Origin of the sequence: Paenibacillus algorifonticola (assembly GCF_050481745.1) — a bacterium.
Classification (GTDB): Bacteria; Bacillota; Bacilli; order Paenibacillales; family Paenibacillaceae; genus Pristimantibacillus; species Pristimantibacillus algorifonticola_A.
On sequence record NZ_JBCNGR010000039.1, the window covers coordinates 14,115 to 30,489 of the forward strand.

Consider the following 16,375-nt stretch of genomic DNA (forward strand, 5'->3'; position numbering starts at 1 on the left):
TTAATTTTCTCCTATATTACAATGTATTTATTTTTGATTGTTGTTCTGCTTGTGCCATGCTGAAATTTCTTCCATCCTTTGTTTAATTTTAAATTCAGACCCTTGTGTTGTCGGATGGTAATATTCGCGTCCGATCAGGGAATCTGGCATAGTCTGCATTCTTGTTAGCTTTTCTTCTGTGTCATGGGCATACTGATACCCTTTCCCATAATTCAGCTCTTTCATAAGCTTCGTTGGAGCATTCCGAAGTTGCAATGGGACAGGTTCACTCATGGAATGTAAGGCATCTTTTTTCGCATAGCGATAAGCCAAGTAAGCCGAATTCGATTTGGGAGCCAGAGTCAGATAAATAACGGCTTGTGTTAGATGAACATCACACTCTGGCATTCCTATAAATTGACATGCTTGAAACACCGAAACAGTGATTTCCAACGCCCTATTGTCTGCTAAACCTACGTCCTCACTTGCAAACCTAACCAGCCTACGAGCGATAAATAAAGGATCTTCACCTGATTCCAACATTCGTGACAACCAATAAATAGACGCATTGACATCACTATTTCGCATGGATTTATGCAATGCAGAAATGATATTGTAGTGTTCTTCTCCATCTTTGTCATACAATAGTGATTTTCGATGAATAATTTGAAGCAGCCCTTCTTTGCTAATTAGAATAGCTTCATCTTGTTTCTCTCCAGTTAGCACAGCCATTTCTAAGGTGTTTAATGCCACTCTGGCATCACCATTTGAATATTCTGCGATAGCAGAAAGTACTCCCTCTTCAAAACTGATCTTCTGATCTCCGTATCCTTTAGGCTCCACAATCGCTTTTTTTAATAATTCAACAATATCTTCACTGCTTAATTGTTGAAGGACAAATACTTTGCTCCGAGATAACAAGGCTGAGTTAACTTCAAACGATGGGTTTTCAGTAGTCGCACCGATGAGAATAATGCTTCCTTTTTCCACATACGGAAGAAAAGCATCTTGCTGTGCCTTGTTGAAGCGGTGAATTTCATCGATGAATAGAAGGGTTTTCTCCCCTAGTTGCCTGTTTCCCTCAGCTTCCTTCATTACATTCCGGATATCTTTAATACCGCTAGTTACAGCACTAAAATCAATAAACTTAGACTTGGTTTGATTAGCAATAATTTTAGCTAGTGTTGTTTTGCCAACACCTGGAGGACCCCAAAATATCATAGAAGACACTTGATCATTTTTAATCATATCTTGCAGAACTTTTCCAGGGCCAAGTAAATGTTTTTGTCCTATAAAGTCCTCCAATGATTGAGGACGCACGCGATTAGCCAACGGTCGATCATGTTCATTATCAAATAATGTTCCTTGTATCACAGTATCACTCCCTTTTGAACAACAAATGTGTGTTCTTAAAAACTCTGTAATGGTTAAGCCCAAGTTTTTTAGAGGTGTTCCCCATTCATGTACTTTAGGCATGTTTAAAAAATATAATTAAAGGTTCTGCTTTCGGAATTCTACAGGCGTAAAGCCAGTTTCCCGTTTAAAAAATTTACTAAAGTGAGTCGTTTCTTGGAAGTTAAGCATTTCTGCAATGTCGCTAATCAAGTAATCTGTATGCATTAACAAACGTTTAGCTTCGAGACTAATTCGAGCTGATATGAAAGCTTTAGCACTTATTCCAACAGCTGAGACTGTAACTCGTGTTAACGTTTTTTCTGTGCAATTTAAAAGGGCTGCATAGTCACTTACATGATTTAATTGGGCATAATTTTTCTCCACTAATTCTTGAAACTTTAAAAACTTTTGTGAGACCTGAGAAGTAGAAGGAATTTTTTTTTGTTTTTGAATGAGGTTAAGCCAAGCTACAAATGCATAAAGCTGAAACCGTAACAAAATATGAACATCTTCTTTAGCTGCTTGAATTAAGGAGTCTTGAACCATTTGCTCTATCAAAGTGTTTGCTCGCTGCAGCTCTGTAGTATTTAGCGTTAAACCCTTAGGGGTTCTGCCAATATCAAACGTTAAATTGAGTTCGTTCAACGTAAGTGAAGTAGGAAGAAGGAATTGCTCACGGAAAAGAATAACCCATCCATCCCAGTTCTCATCGTTTCCAAAATTATGGACTTGTCCAGGTGTTACTACTATCAAAGTTCCTTCCTTACAAGGGATGGGCTCAAAATCGATCCATTGAGTACAAGTTTCTTCGGTGACACAAATGAGCATATAAAACTCATAACGATAAGTGATTTTCATACTTTCCTCTGGAGTTCGCTCTTTGAGAGAAGATACACTAAAAATCTCCATATCATATGGGTAAGAAAACACTGGTTTATAAATAAGAGGTCTTATTTTATTTTCCTGTTTGAATGAATCCAACGTTTACACTAACCTCCTCTAAAAGCATTTGATAAATAAAATGTCCTAAAAATATCATTAAATATCCCATTTTTGCCTTCATCATATCTAATTAATGACCTAAAATGATCATATCACATTTTTAGAACGAAACAAACTTGTAGTGGGTCAAAGTGACACACAATTCTGATGTGCAATACCTTAGGACAAAGTTTAGTCGTGTTATCAAATTTTAGTGGTATGGTTCTAACTTAATTTAACTAAAAAAAAATGTTACGTTGTTGTCTCAGCAACGCAGCACATATTATCCGTAAATTAAATTTTCACGTTACTTGTAGTGATTGATTCGATAGCTCTTTAATTTAATTGAGGTACAGTATTCACAATAAAGGAGGCTAACATGCAGGTTAAAAGTATAACAGCAAAAAAAATCTTAACTGAAATGAAAGGAGATTCCTCTGTCGGTTTCACACATTCATTAAATCCGTATAGTGGTTGTGCTTTTGGATGTAGGTATTGCTACGTTAGAGAAATGCCTATTCAAAGGTATAGTGATACTCCATGGGGAGAGTGGGTAAGCATCAAAACAAATGCGGCCGATAATTATCGGAATGAGATGATCAATCTCTGCCGAAGAAATAAACCCATTAATCTTTTTTTATCTACTGCAACAGATCCCTATCAACCACTGGAACGGAAGACGCAGCTAACTCGCTCTATTATAGAGGAAATGATCAAACACCCTCCAAATTTCCTTCAGATACAAACAAGAAGTCCTCTTGTCGTAAGGGATCTAGATCTCTTACTTGAACTAAATCAAAAATGTGAGGTCCTTGTCTCCATGACTATAGAAACAGATCGGGAAGATATGAAACGATTGTTCGCTCCCCATGCTCCAGGTATTAAATTACGCTTGAAGGCATTAAAAGAAGTGAATAACGTTGGAATTGCTACCCAAGCTTCCATTTCGCCTGTTCTTCCATTCACACCCGATTTTCCTAAAACACTGGAGTCTATCGTTGATCGGATCTACATCGACACACTTAACATTGGAGATGGAACAAGGGGGAAACGCTCCGAGCGCTTAGGTATGCCATTTTTGTTTAAAGAGAACGAGTTGTCTGAATGGTATCAGTTGGACATACACCTTAGAGTGAAAAAGTATTTTGAAAAGTTTTTTCCCGAAGAAATGATATTTGTTTCTTCCGATAAGGTGTATCCCTTAAAAGGATAAGTATTTAAATAGTCGGGTCCTACCCTACTCTTGTGGATAGGAAGATAAAGGAGAATGAACTATTGAATTTTACAGCTATTGATTTTGAAACTGCAAACTTAAACCGATCGAGTGCGTGCTCTCTGGGTTTAGTTCAAGTTAGAGATGGGATTGTAACTGGTGAATATGAATGGCTAATTGATCCACAACAGCCGTTTAATCGAATGAATATTGCCATCCATGGTATTACACCTTCCATGGTTGACAAGCAACCTATATTTAAAGAACTTTGGACAACCATTGAACCATTAGTATCTGGAGAAATTATTATTGCACATAATGCTGTTTTTGATATAAGCGTATTAAGGTATTGCTTAGATGCCGCTGAAAAAAGCTATCCAGAGATACAATATTTATGTACGTACAGAATTGGGAAAAAGCTGCTACAAGAGCTATCCTCCCATAAACTAAATATGATCTCAAACCATTTCGGTATAAGCTTAAATCACCATAACGCTCTCGATGACGCCCGGGCATGTGCCCAAATTATGTTAAATTTAATGGAACAGCAAAAGGAATGTGATCCGCTGTATTTTGCGAAATCCCTGGGATTTCAGGCGGGATCACTGTATTCAGGTGGGTATACGCCTTTTAGGAAGCGTAAAATCAATTCTAAACAGTTAAAAAACAAAGCGGAATAATTATCCCTACATCAGTCAATGAACCACATGTTAACAACCTGTAATTTTCTATGGTCGGTAGCTGCGACATCCAAGATATCTTCCCTCATGTTGGACGTGTACACACCAACACAGCATCCATAATCACTCTAAGGCATATGGGATTTACTTCCATGTCCTAAATATGTCATATCAAGTCTGGATTTAACCTTTCCTTATTATAAATAATGGCCTAAAATGATCATACTGCTTCACCTATGAAAGGAGAAATACAAATGAAACCTGACAACGCTCTTAACGGAAAGAATGATCACACGAATAACACGGATACCACTGCCCGAGCGATCCGCTCCTGGCTGGGCATCCCCTACGCCAGCGCAGAACGCTTCCGCCGCTCCATCTTGCTACCATTCAACCCGGATCTTCCATACGACCAAAAGGGACCCGCACCGTTGCAACCCGGCGACAATAGCTGGTTGGAGGCCGACAACGGATTAAGCGAGGACTGCCTGAACCTCAACGTCTGGGCACCGAAAGAAGCTGGCGACGAACCGCTCCCCGTGATCGTCTACATCTACGGTGGAGGCTTCGAACGCGGCGCAAACACACAGACTACCTCAAACGCCTCAGGCCTCGCAGCCACCGGCCGCGCCATTGGGGTGTCCCTGAACTACCGGCTCGGCCCTTTCGGCTGGCTCTCGCTCTCCCAATACGGTGGCGCGTTCGCGGACGCCACCAACCTCGGCCTACAGGACATCATCACTGCGCTTAGATGGGTGCAGGAGAACATCGCTCGCTTCGGTGGCGACCCTCAGAATGTCACCGTCACCGGGCACAGCGCCGGCGCGTTCTCCTCGATAGCGCTCCTCGCAGCGCCGGCGGCTGACGGACTCTACCAGCGACTCGCTGCGTTCTCCGGCGGCGCCTCCCGGATCGTTCCTGCTTGGTGGGCTGAAGAACTAGCGAACAAGTTTCTCACCGAACTTGGCATCACGGACGATCCCGAACAACTGCTAACCCTGGATGGAAAGCTCCTCTCTGAGACGCTCTTCAAGGTTGGCCCACGTGACATCGGCGACCGAAACGGCATCGACAACACGACGATTGGCATCGTGAACGATCACTCTCAGACCGGTGGCGTTCTCGTCGACACACCGCTGCGAATTCTCGAATCCGGGCGTCACCACGATGTCGACATTCTCTTTAGCACGGCGACGAATGAGGTAGACTGGTGGGTTATTAACGCGACCGAGCAGTTCGACCCGGGCAGCATCGACAACCTTGTTGACGAGTTGGTAACGAAGTCTCGGATCCCTCGAAGCCGTGCTCGGGATATCGTCGCCGCCTACGACGTCAAAGGTCGCACTCCAGTCGAAGTACGCGGGGCGCTCTTGACCGACTACATCTATACCCTACCCGCAGCCCGTGCCGCACTCGCCCACGCCGCTGCAGGCGGAAAAGCCCACCTGCTCGCCGTTGGTCCTGTCGAGGGTGCGCCAGCGGTACACGGCACGGAGATGAACGGCATCGTCGGCCAGCAACGCCCCCGACATAGCGGAGAGCAAGCGATCCGGGATAACCTCGTCCGCGACGCCCTCCTCGACTTTGCCGCAGGCAAACACGAACGTCTTTGGGACTCCGTGACCACGGAACCTGTCACACATGGGATTGGCAACCCACCATTCGATCCCTCTGCCCGTGCGGCCGAAGTCCTGCGCATCTTCGCAGGCATTGAACGGCCCTGACCTAGCCCCATCGACATGAGGTTGATTACCGATCCAACGGCGGCCTCGCCGGCAGCACGTGAGATGACTCCAAGTACCAAGAAAAGGAATAAGGTGCACTGTTGAGGCAGCAAGTTTATTAAAAATGTGAAACTGTCTTGCATCATGCTGCCTTTTTAGGTTACTGTATTTTACTTGGATTCTCGACGAACATACGATTAATATGTATTCAACTCTTATTGATCTGCCCGTTAGCTTAAAGAAACCGATAAAGAATCTTATCAGCATGGTACCGTATTCTTAACCTTTTCAACAATGAACTAGTTCTTTGCCTTTGGTCCAAAAAACCTAGTTCCTGAAACAAAAAAATCGTTATACAAGCGAGGTCTTGTTTCATAAATGGTTTTATCTAGCCACATGATCTCCATCATGATACTATTTAGATAATCACCTAATCTGGAAAGACACAATGTTCTTGTCCTTTTCGGCAAAGGTACTAAGTTCTTGTCCTTAGCTTGGGACAAGAACTTAGTACCTTAAAACAAAAAAGCCGCTATAATAGCGACTTTGAAAGGAACAGTGTTCTTGTCCCGCGACACTACCGATAAAATAAAAAAGCCGCTAAAATAGCGACTTCAATGGGTGGCCGTCTCTTTTCCTTCTCATTTTAACCGGTCCGGGTTAAACATAAAAAAACCGTTAATCTTTTTAGATTAACGGTTTCAAAAATTCAATTTTTTTACATATCTCTCGACTGTTTTTTGGAGGATCTTATATTCATCACTTGGATTACTCATGTTCAGCATGGCAACTTTTTGTGGTGTATACGATATCATTGATTGAATATCTTGTCTACTATCCGCAATGAAAAATATAATCAACTCGGTGACCTTTATTCAAAAATTTCGTTGCTGCTTTTAAAACAGTTCGTGACTCCTGGGGCATTTCGAGCAGCTGGCGTATCAACCGTAACACACACAATTACCTGCCTCTGCCCTAGTCGATCAGATTATCCAATCCCGGAATAGGTAGCAAAATCGCTACAACGATTTTGTCTGAGATCGGGGAAATCCATCGGTTTAGTCTTACTTTTTTGCTAAAAGGATAATACTCCATGCTGCTGGATGAATAACTGTGCCTCGAAACTGAGAAATCATTTTTCTTTGAGAAAAATTCATTTTCAAAAAGGTACCGTTTGATTCCCAACACCTTTTTGCAGATGAAAAAATAATTCCCAAAATTGGTAATTTACTTAATTTATTCCCGCTGAATTTTATGTCAATTGGTTCCATGCTGTTTCAAACATCTTACTTGAGTTTAATAACGTGAGGGTATATGGATCCCTCTCTGCTTCGTCATAGAGCGCAGAAGTACTGAAAAGTTCAACCTGTTTTCCCTCTTTCAAAACCATAATATTCGAACATAGTCCTGGTAACAGCGTGAGGTCATGAGTAATGAATAGAAGAGTTAAGCCTTGTTCCTTCTGAATGGATATGAGCAGCTCAATCATCTGCTGTTGTAATAAGACGTCGAGGTTGGAGACCATTTCGTCACAGATTAACAGTTTGGGACGAGTTAACAAAGCTTTGGCGAGACAAGCTCTTTGATACTGCCCACCACTCAGTTTTCCGGGGCGATTTCGAAGAAGGTTCTCATTCAGGCCTACTTTTCCCCAATATTCAAGGACTTTATGCTTGCGCTCGGCTCTATTATAACGGGTAAAATTAATTAAAGGTTCTTCCAGACACTGAAACAAGCTCAGTGATGGATTTAATGTGGAGCCAGTATTCTGAAAAACAATCTGTATATCGCGATACCATTCCCTATACGATAATATTCCTTTGCTGGGCAAGGGCCGCCCGTCAAAGAAAATATGGCCAGAGGTTGGTTGTTTTAATGCCATGATAAGCTGGGCAAGCGTGGATTTACCACTACCACTCTCCCCCACAATGGCCAGAGATTCTCCATCTTCTATTCTAAAATGAATATCTTCCAGAATGGGTCTTCCGTGAATTTCCTTATACAGTCGCCGGATTTCAAGCATAAGCTATCTCTCCTTTTCCAAGAAATCTTTGAGAGCAATGCCTGCATAACTCTTGGGTGTATTCATGTTCAGGTGCGCTTAAAATGTTCTCCTTACTGCCCTGCTCTATTATTTTCCCTTCCCGCATAACACCAATCGTGTCCGCAAGATAGCCGGATATAAGTAAGTCGTGGGTAATAAACAACATGCTCATATCCGTGTCCAGAATGAGCTCTTTCAGAAGGAATATGATCTCAGCCTGTGTTTTGACATCAAGTGCACTCGTTGGCTCGTCGGCTATCAGGATTTTCGGCTTTAACAGAAGCGCCATCGCAATCATGACACGTTGATTCATTCCACCGCTTAACTCATGAGCATAACTGCTCATCACATGGGACGTGTCCTTTAAGAGAACTTGGGACAACATTTTTTTTGCTTGCTTCTCAGCCTCATATCTTGAAACAGGCAAGTGACTGCGCATCAGATCAACGAATTGCCTACCAATCGGAATCGACGGATGCAAGGCCTGCTCCGGATGCTGGAAGATGGCACCGATCTGGCCCCCTCTGATGCTGCGCCAGCGCTTCCTTGATAATTGCTTCAGATGTTCACCCTGTAACACGATGTCACCTGACATCTGCAGATGAGCAGGCAGCATATCCAAGATAGCCTTACTTGTCAGCGTTTTACCGCTGCCGCTTTCTCCAATCAATGCATATGTTTTCCCAGTCTCCAGAGAAAAGCTGCTATCATGCACAAGCGATTGACCTTCCTTATTTCTGATATTTAGATTTTTGACTTCGAGCAAGGTCGTCATTTAGCGTTCCCTCCTCAGTCGCTCGCCTATAATTTGGAACGAAGCAGCAGTCAGAAATATCATAAAGCCTGGAAAGAAGCCCATCCATGGGGCGACCTGCAAATAATTTTTTCCGTCCAATAGCATGACACCCCATTCTGGAGAAGGAGGCTGTGCACCAATACCCAAAAAGGATAAACCGGATAAAGTCAGGATCACCTTACTCACATCCAGAATGAGCATCGTTCCAATCTGAGGCGTGATATTCGGAATCATATGTCTGGTTATTATTCTAAGTCCAAATGCCCCGCTAACCCTGCTGGCGGTAATATAAGGTTCCTTTTTCACATCATGAATTAGCCCTCTTATGATTCGTACGTACTTGGCCCACCAGGAGAGGATCACCGCAAAATATACATTTTCCATGCCAAAGCCAAGGAAACCAACGACCACAATGGTAAGTAACATACTCGGTAATGCTGTGAAAATGTCGGTTAGGCTCATCATAAGCATGTCCAGCTTGTTCCCCAAAAAAGCACTCCATGTCCCCACCAGAAGACCAATCAACATCACAACACTAAGTACAATAAAAACAGGGAATACCGATTCACTAATCCCGTGTATGACCCGGCTTAACAGGTCTCTTCCCAAATAATCCGTTCCAAATGGATGAGCAACGCTGGGAGGAAGAAGCTTCTGTTGATGATTCGTATGGAACGGATCATAAGGTGAAATCCACGGGGCCGCAAGTCCTGTAATAATTAGTAGGATGATATATAACAACGCAGCCGTTGGCAGTTTATTCGCTCGGATGATACTGATCAAACTTCCCACCTCTGTTTGTCAAGATGAACACGCGGGTCCGCAAGGAAGTACAACAGGTCGGTCATAAAATTAAAAACAAAAATAAATGCTGCCACGAAGAGTGCGCTCCCTTGAATGACTGGAAAATCACGGCGAAAAATAGCTTCAAGCATGTATTTACTGAATCCCGGAAAACTGAAAATCGTCTCGATGATAATCGAAGCCCCAAAAAAGCTGGGTAGACTCGTCGTGATTAATGTCAGAATTGGGATGAACATGGAGCGCAGTAAATAAGACGGATAAAAGATGCTCAGCCGCAATCCCCTAGCTTTTGCAGCCTCAATGTACGAGAACTTGCTGTACTGGATCGTATAGGATCGAACCATCCGAATAAAGTAAACACTTTGCACCAGCGTCATGGCAGTTACCGGCAAAATATAATGCCGTGTGGTCGAACTGCCTACAACAGGCAAGACGGGCCATATCACGCCTAAGGCATACATAAGAAGAATAGCAAGCCAATATAAAGGGATCGACAACCCCAATATGGTCATTGAATAAACCACTCGATCTGCCATTGAGCCTTCATTCAATCCCATCCAGATTCCAATCGGTATGGATATGAAGAGGGTTAATACAAAAGAGCTTGCAATGAGTTTCGATGTTGAGCCTAAACGTTCAATCATTTCACTTAATACGGGTTCTCCGGAAGAAAAGGAATGCCCTAACTCTCCTTGAAATACGTGATGTGCCCATGCTAAATATTGCTGAATGAACGATTGATCCAGTCCCCATTGTTTCTGTAAATCAGCTACGATGGATTGCTCCGGTACGGCTCCGATTTCCAGCAGCAGCATCGACGCCGGATCACCCGGCGCCAAACGCATTAATGTAAAAACAAACAAGGAAAATAAAACAAACGTGACTACCAACATGATCAGACGATGAATCATAGAGCGGAGCATTACTTCGCTTCTTTCTTCAGGTAATGCCACTTCAACGGGTCGTCCTCAATAGCATTGAACCTGAAATCAACCACTTGGCTTGAATGAACAAAGGTTTGCTTGGCGTAGTATATCGGAACAGACATGGCTTCCTCATGCATGCGGAGGAACACCTGATTGAACAGCTTTTGCTGCTGCTGAGTGGAAACCGTAGCCGCGATTTGATCCAGCAAATCGGATAAAGGCTTGTCCTGATACGCAACTCCTGGTGAGGATGGCGAATCATAGAATAAGGAGGACAGGAATCGATAAGGTAATTGAGCATCAGTGTATGTCCGATACATAAGCAGATCATATTCCTTCGTGCTCCACAGGGTATCGTAGTAAGCAGCCCGTTCCTGATTCACAATATGGATTTGAATGCCGATCTGTTTCATGTTGTCTTGAAAAATTTCAGCCATCTCTTTCCATTCCGGATATTCCTCTGATTGAATCACCAGACGAAGTTGCAGTACTTGTCCATCTTTTTCATAGAGGTGCTTGTTCTTATTCCATTGGTAGCCTGACGCTTCAATCAGCTGTTTGGCTTTTTCGGGATTATACGGATAGGAAGGCTGATTACTGTCGGATATAAATGCAACCTTCTCTTGGAACAATCCTCTAACAGGGTCCCCGCTACCTCCTGCATACTTGCTCGTATCATTGCCATAATTGATAGCTTGGCGGATATTCTTATCAGCTAGAAAAGTATTGTGTTGGTTGATAACCATAAAGTAGGACATTGTACTGTTTCCGGTTTCGATTACGTAGTTGTCGTTGTTCTGAAATACAGGGAGACTTTCCATGGGGATATTACCAAGTTCCCCGCCCGCAAGATCCACCTCTCCAGATTGCAATGCCATTACCCTCGCCTGAGGATCTGTAATGACTTTGAAAACAAGTGAATAGTCGGATGGTTGTTCTAACCAATAATGTTCATTCGGGATTAGAACAGTCTGAATCCCTGGTTGATACTCTCCTATTTTCCAGGCACCCGTTCCGATCGCTTTTTGAAAAGTACCATTCACATCTCCCTTAGGGGTTACCGAGTTCGGACTCATAATTCGATATGGTCTTGCCTGACTAAGCTCGTACAACACTTGCGTTGCTGTATCCTTAAAGGAAAGTACGACTGTTTGATCATCAGGTGCTTCAACTTTTTGCAATAAACGGGATATTTCAAGCGAAGCATTCTCTTCCCTGCTTACCGCTCTTTCCAAAGAAAACTTCACGGCTGCTGAATTCAGTGGACTGCCATCCGAGAACATGACCTGATTTTGCAGATGTAAAATGTAAGTCCTGCCATCATCGGATATCTCCCATGACTCCGCCAGGCTGGGCGCAAATTCACCTTTTCCTTTATAGTCCACAAGGGCATCATATATAGCCGCATGCGTATGTCTGGAACCATTGTAAGTCGAGGCGTCAAGCTTGTCTGCTTCAGTATCCTGCGTGACTGCGACCACAATGTTCTTGTCCTCCTCTGCTGCAGAGGGTGAGCTCACATGTTGTGAACACCCCATAATGAACAACATTAAGACAACAGCAATTACTCCAAATCCAGATCTTCCAAACATCCCGACTCCTCCTATTCCTCTTTAAGCTGTTTATGATTGCATAGCTGTTTTTCTCATGAATACTTGCTAGATGAACAATCTTTGTATATTATTAATCGTAATCATTACTTTTAGCAAGGAATTTTTTATATAACAAGGAGTCGATGTTAGTGAGTAAGCATAAACTTGTACAACAATATCGGGATTATTGGGACAAAGGAGCAGCTGTCTATGATGAAATTGTGGATGCCGAATTTGCGTCCAACCGATATGATCAATGGAAGGGAATTCTGAGTCATTTTTTGTCCGGGAAAAGTAATTTAAAAGTGCTCGATGTAGGTACCGGGCCTGGTTTCTTCGCGGTTCTGCTCAGCCAGATGGGGCATCAGGTTACTGCTATTGATTCTTCTCCGGAGATGGTGGCTAGGGCTAATCAAAACGCCCATAAATATAATTGCAGTATCCAGGTTATCGAGACAGATATTATAGAATATAAGACAGAAGAAAAATATGATATCATCATTTCACGAAATGTGACCTGGTTCCTGTACAATCCTGTAGCGGCATATCAAAATTGGCATGGAATGCTTAATGACGGAGGCCAGGTTATTATTTTTGATGCGAATTGGAATTTATTTTTATCTGATCCGAAGGAGGCAGAGCTTTTTCAAAAAGACAAGGAGGAGGCTGTCGCGAAAGGGTATGTGCCGTACCGCCCAGAGAAGGATGTCGAAGAAGGAGACCAACTGGCACTTACTTTGCCATTGAGCTATGTAAGGAGACCTGAATGGGACAGCGAAATGCTTCGTTCAATTGGCTTTGCCCAAATCCAAATTCATCAAGGATTCGATGGTGAACTGTATCATAGAGGTGAACAAATTCTGAATCGACACAGACCGATGTTTGCGATCGTTGCCAATAAATAACTCAACATTCGCAGCCTCGAACACTTTATCACTCCGTTTATGCGGGCATCAGCTTTACGCACTCGGTTCTTCTTTCGACCCTGCTCAGCTACGTATTATAAAATGTTAAAAACATGTGCGAGTCTATACACGAGAAAATACCTGCCCCTCTCCCAGGCAGGTATTAAAGGTGAATCGTATGAATGGCTTACCAACATCGATCACTAAATATTAGTCCAGAAGGCTGTAGATCTGAATGCTCTCCACTTATGTTAAGATTTAAATAACATCTTTATTATTTAGATACACATCTAATCGGTGATCGGACTATGTTCTTGTCCATTCCGGCAATCGGTACAAGTTCTTGTCCTTAGCTTGAGACAAGAACTTGTACCGATAAAATAAAAAAGCGGCTATAATAGCGACTTCAATGGGAATATGTTCTTGTCTCTCGACAACAATGTTGTTAAAAATCTCCTCTTCCAATTCTCTTCTTGCCTTAAGAACCTGAAGAGTTCCCTCTAACCCAATGTAACCAAAAATTTTTCCAAATTCTTGATTTGTATAATATTCAATAAAACCCTCTGACCATTCTTTAGGTCTTTCCTTAACTGCTTTTCTGAAGGAATGCTCAAGATCATTCTGTTCAACATAAATCAATAAGGGATTTAGTCTCTCTACAATTTTTTCCAGTTCTCAGATGTAGCTAGTAACATCTTCGTTCATAGCGCCACATTTAATCATTCCTATTGTTATAGGATTTTGCATAAAGCAACAATCAAAAATGTAAGTGTCTGAACCACTCAAGGCACGCTTAGTAAACTGCTTCCATTTCTATCTCTTGTGTCAGGAATTTTTAGAAGAATTGTTTCAATTCGTGAGTGCACCGCATCTCTAATATGAGCAACTAAGTTAGCAATAATGTTACTTTTTGATGTCGGGGCAGTGTAATATTATCTTCAGACAACTGCCCAATTGCTTGGAGAGTCCATTTCTTCTCTGACCTGAACTTAACTAACATGCTTTCAATAAGCTCTAAAGCAATTTCTATTCAATTACCTAATCCGCAATGACACAATGTTCTTGTCCTTTTCGACAAAGGAACCAAGTTCTTGTCCTCAGCTTGGGACAAAAACTTGGTTCCTTAAATCAAAAAAGCCGCTATGATAGCGACTTTAAATGGAACAATGTTCTTGTCCTTTGACATGTATAGCTGCTATTTTTCCAAACATCGAGCTTGGACTAATTGCGGAAAGATCCTTCACCCCGTTCAATCATTTCTGGAAAGACTTGTCTAGCTAATTAATAGCTCCGATGACAACTTTGTTGAAAAATTGAAGTTGACCATATTAACCTTCTTCTATTCTCTGAAACAAATTATTCAACGATTGGTTTTCGTGACTTCAATCGCAAATGGGAGTCAATTTCCTATAGATACAAATACTCTTCTTTACGAGTATTTGTATCTAATTTAGACAGTGGAAGCTCTCCCGGCTTCTCCTACTTGATAACGATCTTCAGACATTGAACCTTTTTAGCTGATGTCCCATCAGGACTACTCCTCCCTCATTTGTCAGTGTTCATCTCTCACTTTCTCTAAACGAATAAAAAACTTCTTTAATTCTGTATTCACAGTCTCTTGTGCTCAAAATGATCTTATCACATAAGAAAAAATAAATAAAGTTGAGTTACTTGACTTTATATTATTGTTCGCTTATATTTGTCCTCGTAAGTATCTTGCGATGGAGGTTTTCACATGACTAGACTTAATGGTAAACGAGCACTTATTACGGGTGGCACCAGCGGAATTGGCTTGGAGACAGCCAAACAATTTCTGGCTGAAGGCGCTGAATTGATTGTCACCGGAGTAACCCCGGCAAATGTAGAAAAAACGCAAAAGGAACTGGGAAATCAAGTCCTTGTGCTTCAGGCAGATTCCCGAGACCTCAACGCTCAACTTCAACTGGCTGAACGCGTTGAACAACATTTTGGCAAACTGGATATTGCCTTTTTAAACGCAGGCGTATCTGACTGGCGTCCATTCGAGCAAATCGATGAAGAAGCCTTTGACCGCTTGTTTGCCATCAACGTAAAAGCTCCATTTTTCTTAATGCAGGCATTAACTCCAGTGATGGCGAACCCATCCTCTGTCGTTTTAATGGGATCGAGCAGTTCTCATGCCGGATATGCACATTCCAACGCTTATGCGGCTACTAAAGGCGCCATTTCCACTCTGACCAAAGCCTGGAATTCCGACTTATTATCGTCTCACGGAATTCGCTTCAATACTGTGAGTCCTGGACCGATTGATACGCCGCTTTACGATAAGAACAAGCTCGGCGTATCTGACGAAATTCGTGAGATGGTTATTAACCGCATTCGTGACGGCATTCCGGCCGGACGTATGGGTACTGCCGAAGAGATTGCCAAAGCTGTTGTTTATCTGGCTTCGGATGAGTCACGCTTCACCATTGGCGTTGACTTGGTTCTGGATGGCGCTCAAACGATTCTCTAATAGGTTAGCCCTATTGCTGCTTAAGCCCTCGGTGCTTAGGCAGCTTTTTCTTTTAGAACACGGTCAACTGTTGTATAGTAGAGAAGAGGGTGCTATCCCTCTGATAAGACTTAAATCCAACTTTGGAGTGGAATTATGGGAACAAAATCAACTTACCATGAACGTATAAAGGAAGAAAAAAGGGCGTGCGCGATTGCCGCCGCACAAGAACTGTTTTTTGAAAAAGGGTATGCGCGTACTACTTTAGCTCAGATTGCAAAACTTGCTGGTCTCTCTACAGGTACACTTTTCAATCATTTCCCGACGAAGGAATTGATTTTTGAAACCATCGTCAAGCATTTTTGGGAGCTTGATCCCGAATGGGACGTTCCACCGGTGCTCGGCTCTCCCCTGCAAGGATTAATAAAGTTCGGACGAGATTACGCATGCGTTCTGACTCGTGTTGGAATGGCGCCTTTGTTTCGAGTCGTCATTGCAGAGGCCAAGCAGTTCCCCCAGCTCAGTCTTTTTCATTATGAATTGGGCGAAGGCGCCGTGCATCAGAAATTGACACAATATCTATTAGATGAAGTTGAATTGGGTAATATAAATCTGCCGCATGCATCAAAAACGGCCAACGAATTTATGAGTCTCATTGCCGGGCAGGTGCTATGGCCAAAAATGTTGCTGCTTGATTTCAGTATTTCACGAGAGCGGGCTTTTCAAATAGCGGATGAGGCTGCTCATACGATTATAAACAAGTATGCTGACTAAAAAGACGAATACGAGAGATCTCCCAATATGAGACTCCCTCGTATTCGTTTTATTTACGTTCTAGTCTTAAGCGCGCACTTTGTTTGGTG

Annotated in this window: 15 protein-coding genes; 6 read left to right on the forward strand and 9 right to left on the reverse strand. The window is 42.6% G+C overall.

The genetic code is table 11. The features are described 5' to 3' along the window. Window positions 1-27 precede the first annotated feature (27 nt). Both ABEW34_RS27420 and ABEW34_RS27425 read right to left on the reverse strand, forming a co-directional pair. A complete protein-coding gene (locus ABEW34_RS27420) occupies window positions 28-1,353 on the reverse strand; it encodes a replication-associated recombination protein A (RefSeq protein WP_430163577.1) in 1,326 nt (441 codons plus the stop codon). Window positions 1,354-1,470: 117 nt separating this feature from the next. Beyond that, complete coding sequence (locus ABEW34_RS27425; protein WP_430163580.1) at window positions 1,471-2,355, reverse strand: helix-turn-helix domain-containing protein; 885 nt, start codon at window positions 2,353-2,355, stop codon at window positions 1,471-1,473. A gap of 379 nt (window positions 2,356-2,734) precedes the next feature. Here ABEW34_RS27425 and ABEW34_RS27430 point away from each other — a divergent pair, with 379 nt between their 5' ends. The 3 genes from ABEW34_RS27430 (at window position 2,735) to ABEW34_RS27440 (ending at window position 5,972) form a co-directional block, all read left to right on the forward strand. Continuing rightward, on the forward strand, window positions 2,735-3,568 hold the full coding sequence (locus ABEW34_RS27430; protein ID WP_430163583.1) for an SPL family radical SAM protein: 834 nt from the start codon (window positions 2,735-2,737) through the stop codon (window positions 3,566-3,568). 62 nt (window positions 3,569-3,630) lie between these two features. Next, window positions 3,631-4,248 (forward strand): 3'-5' exonuclease, encoded by a 618-nt coding sequence (locus ABEW34_RS27435; protein WP_430163586.1) that lies wholly within the window; start codon window positions 3,631-3,633, stop codon window positions 4,246-4,248. 254 nt (window positions 4,249-4,502) lie between these two features. Continuing rightward, window positions 4,503-5,972, forward strand: a complete 1,470-nt coding sequence (locus tag ABEW34_RS27440; protein WP_430163589.1) for a carboxylesterase family protein — start codon at window positions 4,503-4,505, stop codon at window positions 5,970-5,972. 1,064 nt (window positions 5,973-7,036) lie between these two features. Here the strand turns inward: ABEW34_RS27440 and ABEW34_RS27445 are convergent. The 6 genes from ABEW34_RS27445 to ABEW34_RS27470 are packed head-to-tail and all read right to left on the reverse strand — an operon-like array spanning window position 7,037 to window position 12,134. Further along, the gene (locus tag ABEW34_RS27445) at window positions 7,037-7,243 is read right to left on the reverse strand and encodes a hypothetical protein (protein ID WP_430163592.1); all 207 of its coding nucleotides are present in this window, start codon (window positions 7,241-7,243) and stop codon (window positions 7,037-7,039) included. Beyond that, the gene (locus ABEW34_RS27450; protein WP_430163594.1) at window positions 7,225-7,995 is read right to left on the reverse strand and encodes an ABC transporter ATP-binding protein; all 771 of its coding nucleotides are present in this window, start codon (window positions 7,993-7,995) and stop codon (window positions 7,225-7,227) included. Before ABEW34_RS27450 ends, ABEW34_RS27445 begins: the two co-directional genes overlap by 19 nt. After that, window positions 7,988-8,791 (reverse strand): ABC transporter ATP-binding protein, encoded by an 804-nt coding sequence (locus ABEW34_RS27455; RefSeq protein WP_430163597.1) that lies wholly within the window; start codon window positions 8,789-8,791, stop codon window positions 7,988-7,990. The genes ABEW34_RS27450 and ABEW34_RS27455 overlap by 8 nt, the downstream gene beginning before the upstream one ends. After that, window positions 8,792-9,595 carry an ABC transporter permease gene (locus ABEW34_RS27460; RefSeq protein ID WP_175380646.1) on the reverse strand — a complete coding sequence of 268 codons (804 nt, stop codon included), beginning with the start codon at window positions 9,593-9,595 and terminating at the stop codon, window positions 8,792-8,794. Next, the gene (locus tag ABEW34_RS27465; protein ID WP_430163600.1) at window positions 9,592-10,569 is read right to left on the reverse strand and encodes an ABC transporter permease; all 978 of its coding nucleotides are present in this window, start codon (window positions 10,567-10,569) and stop codon (window positions 9,592-9,594) included. Before ABEW34_RS27465 ends, ABEW34_RS27460 begins: the two co-directional genes overlap by 4 nt. After that, window positions 10,539-12,134, reverse strand: coding sequence for an ABC transporter substrate-binding protein (locus ABEW34_RS27470; RefSeq protein ID WP_430163603.1), 1,596 nt, complete (start codon window positions 12,132-12,134; stop codon window positions 10,539-10,541). Before ABEW34_RS27470 ends, ABEW34_RS27465 begins: the two co-directional genes overlap by 31 nt. Window positions 12,135-12,283: 149 nt before the next feature. Between ABEW34_RS27470 and ABEW34_RS27475 the strand changes: the two genes are divergently transcribed. After that, window positions 12,284-13,039, forward strand: a complete 756-nt coding sequence (locus ABEW34_RS27475) for a class I SAM-dependent methyltransferase (RefSeq protein WP_430163606.1) — start codon at window positions 12,284-12,286, stop codon at window positions 13,037-13,039. Window positions 13,040-13,345: 306 nt separating this feature from the next. On the opposite strand, the gene ABEW34_RS27480 is transcribed toward ABEW34_RS27475, so the two are convergent. Next, the gene (locus ABEW34_RS27480; RefSeq protein ID WP_430163609.1) at window positions 13,346-13,678 is read right to left on the reverse strand and encodes a hypothetical protein; all 333 of its coding nucleotides are present in this window, start codon (window positions 13,676-13,678) and stop codon (window positions 13,346-13,348) included. 1,096 nt (window positions 13,679-14,774) lie between these two features. Here ABEW34_RS27480 and ABEW34_RS27485 point away from each other — a divergent pair. Both ABEW34_RS27485 and ABEW34_RS27490 read left to right on the forward strand, forming a co-directional pair. Continuing rightward, a complete protein-coding gene (locus ABEW34_RS27485) occupies window positions 14,775-15,533 on the forward strand; it encodes an SDR family oxidoreductase (protein WP_179264641.1) in 759 nt (252 codons plus the stop codon). A gap of 135 nt (window positions 15,534-15,668) precedes the next feature. Further along, on the forward strand, window positions 15,669-16,286 hold the full coding sequence (locus tag ABEW34_RS27490) for a TetR/AcrR family transcriptional regulator (RefSeq protein WP_430163612.1): 618 nt from the start codon (window positions 15,669-15,671) through the stop codon (window positions 16,284-16,286). The last annotated feature ends 89 nt before the right edge of the window (window positions 16,287-16,375 follow it).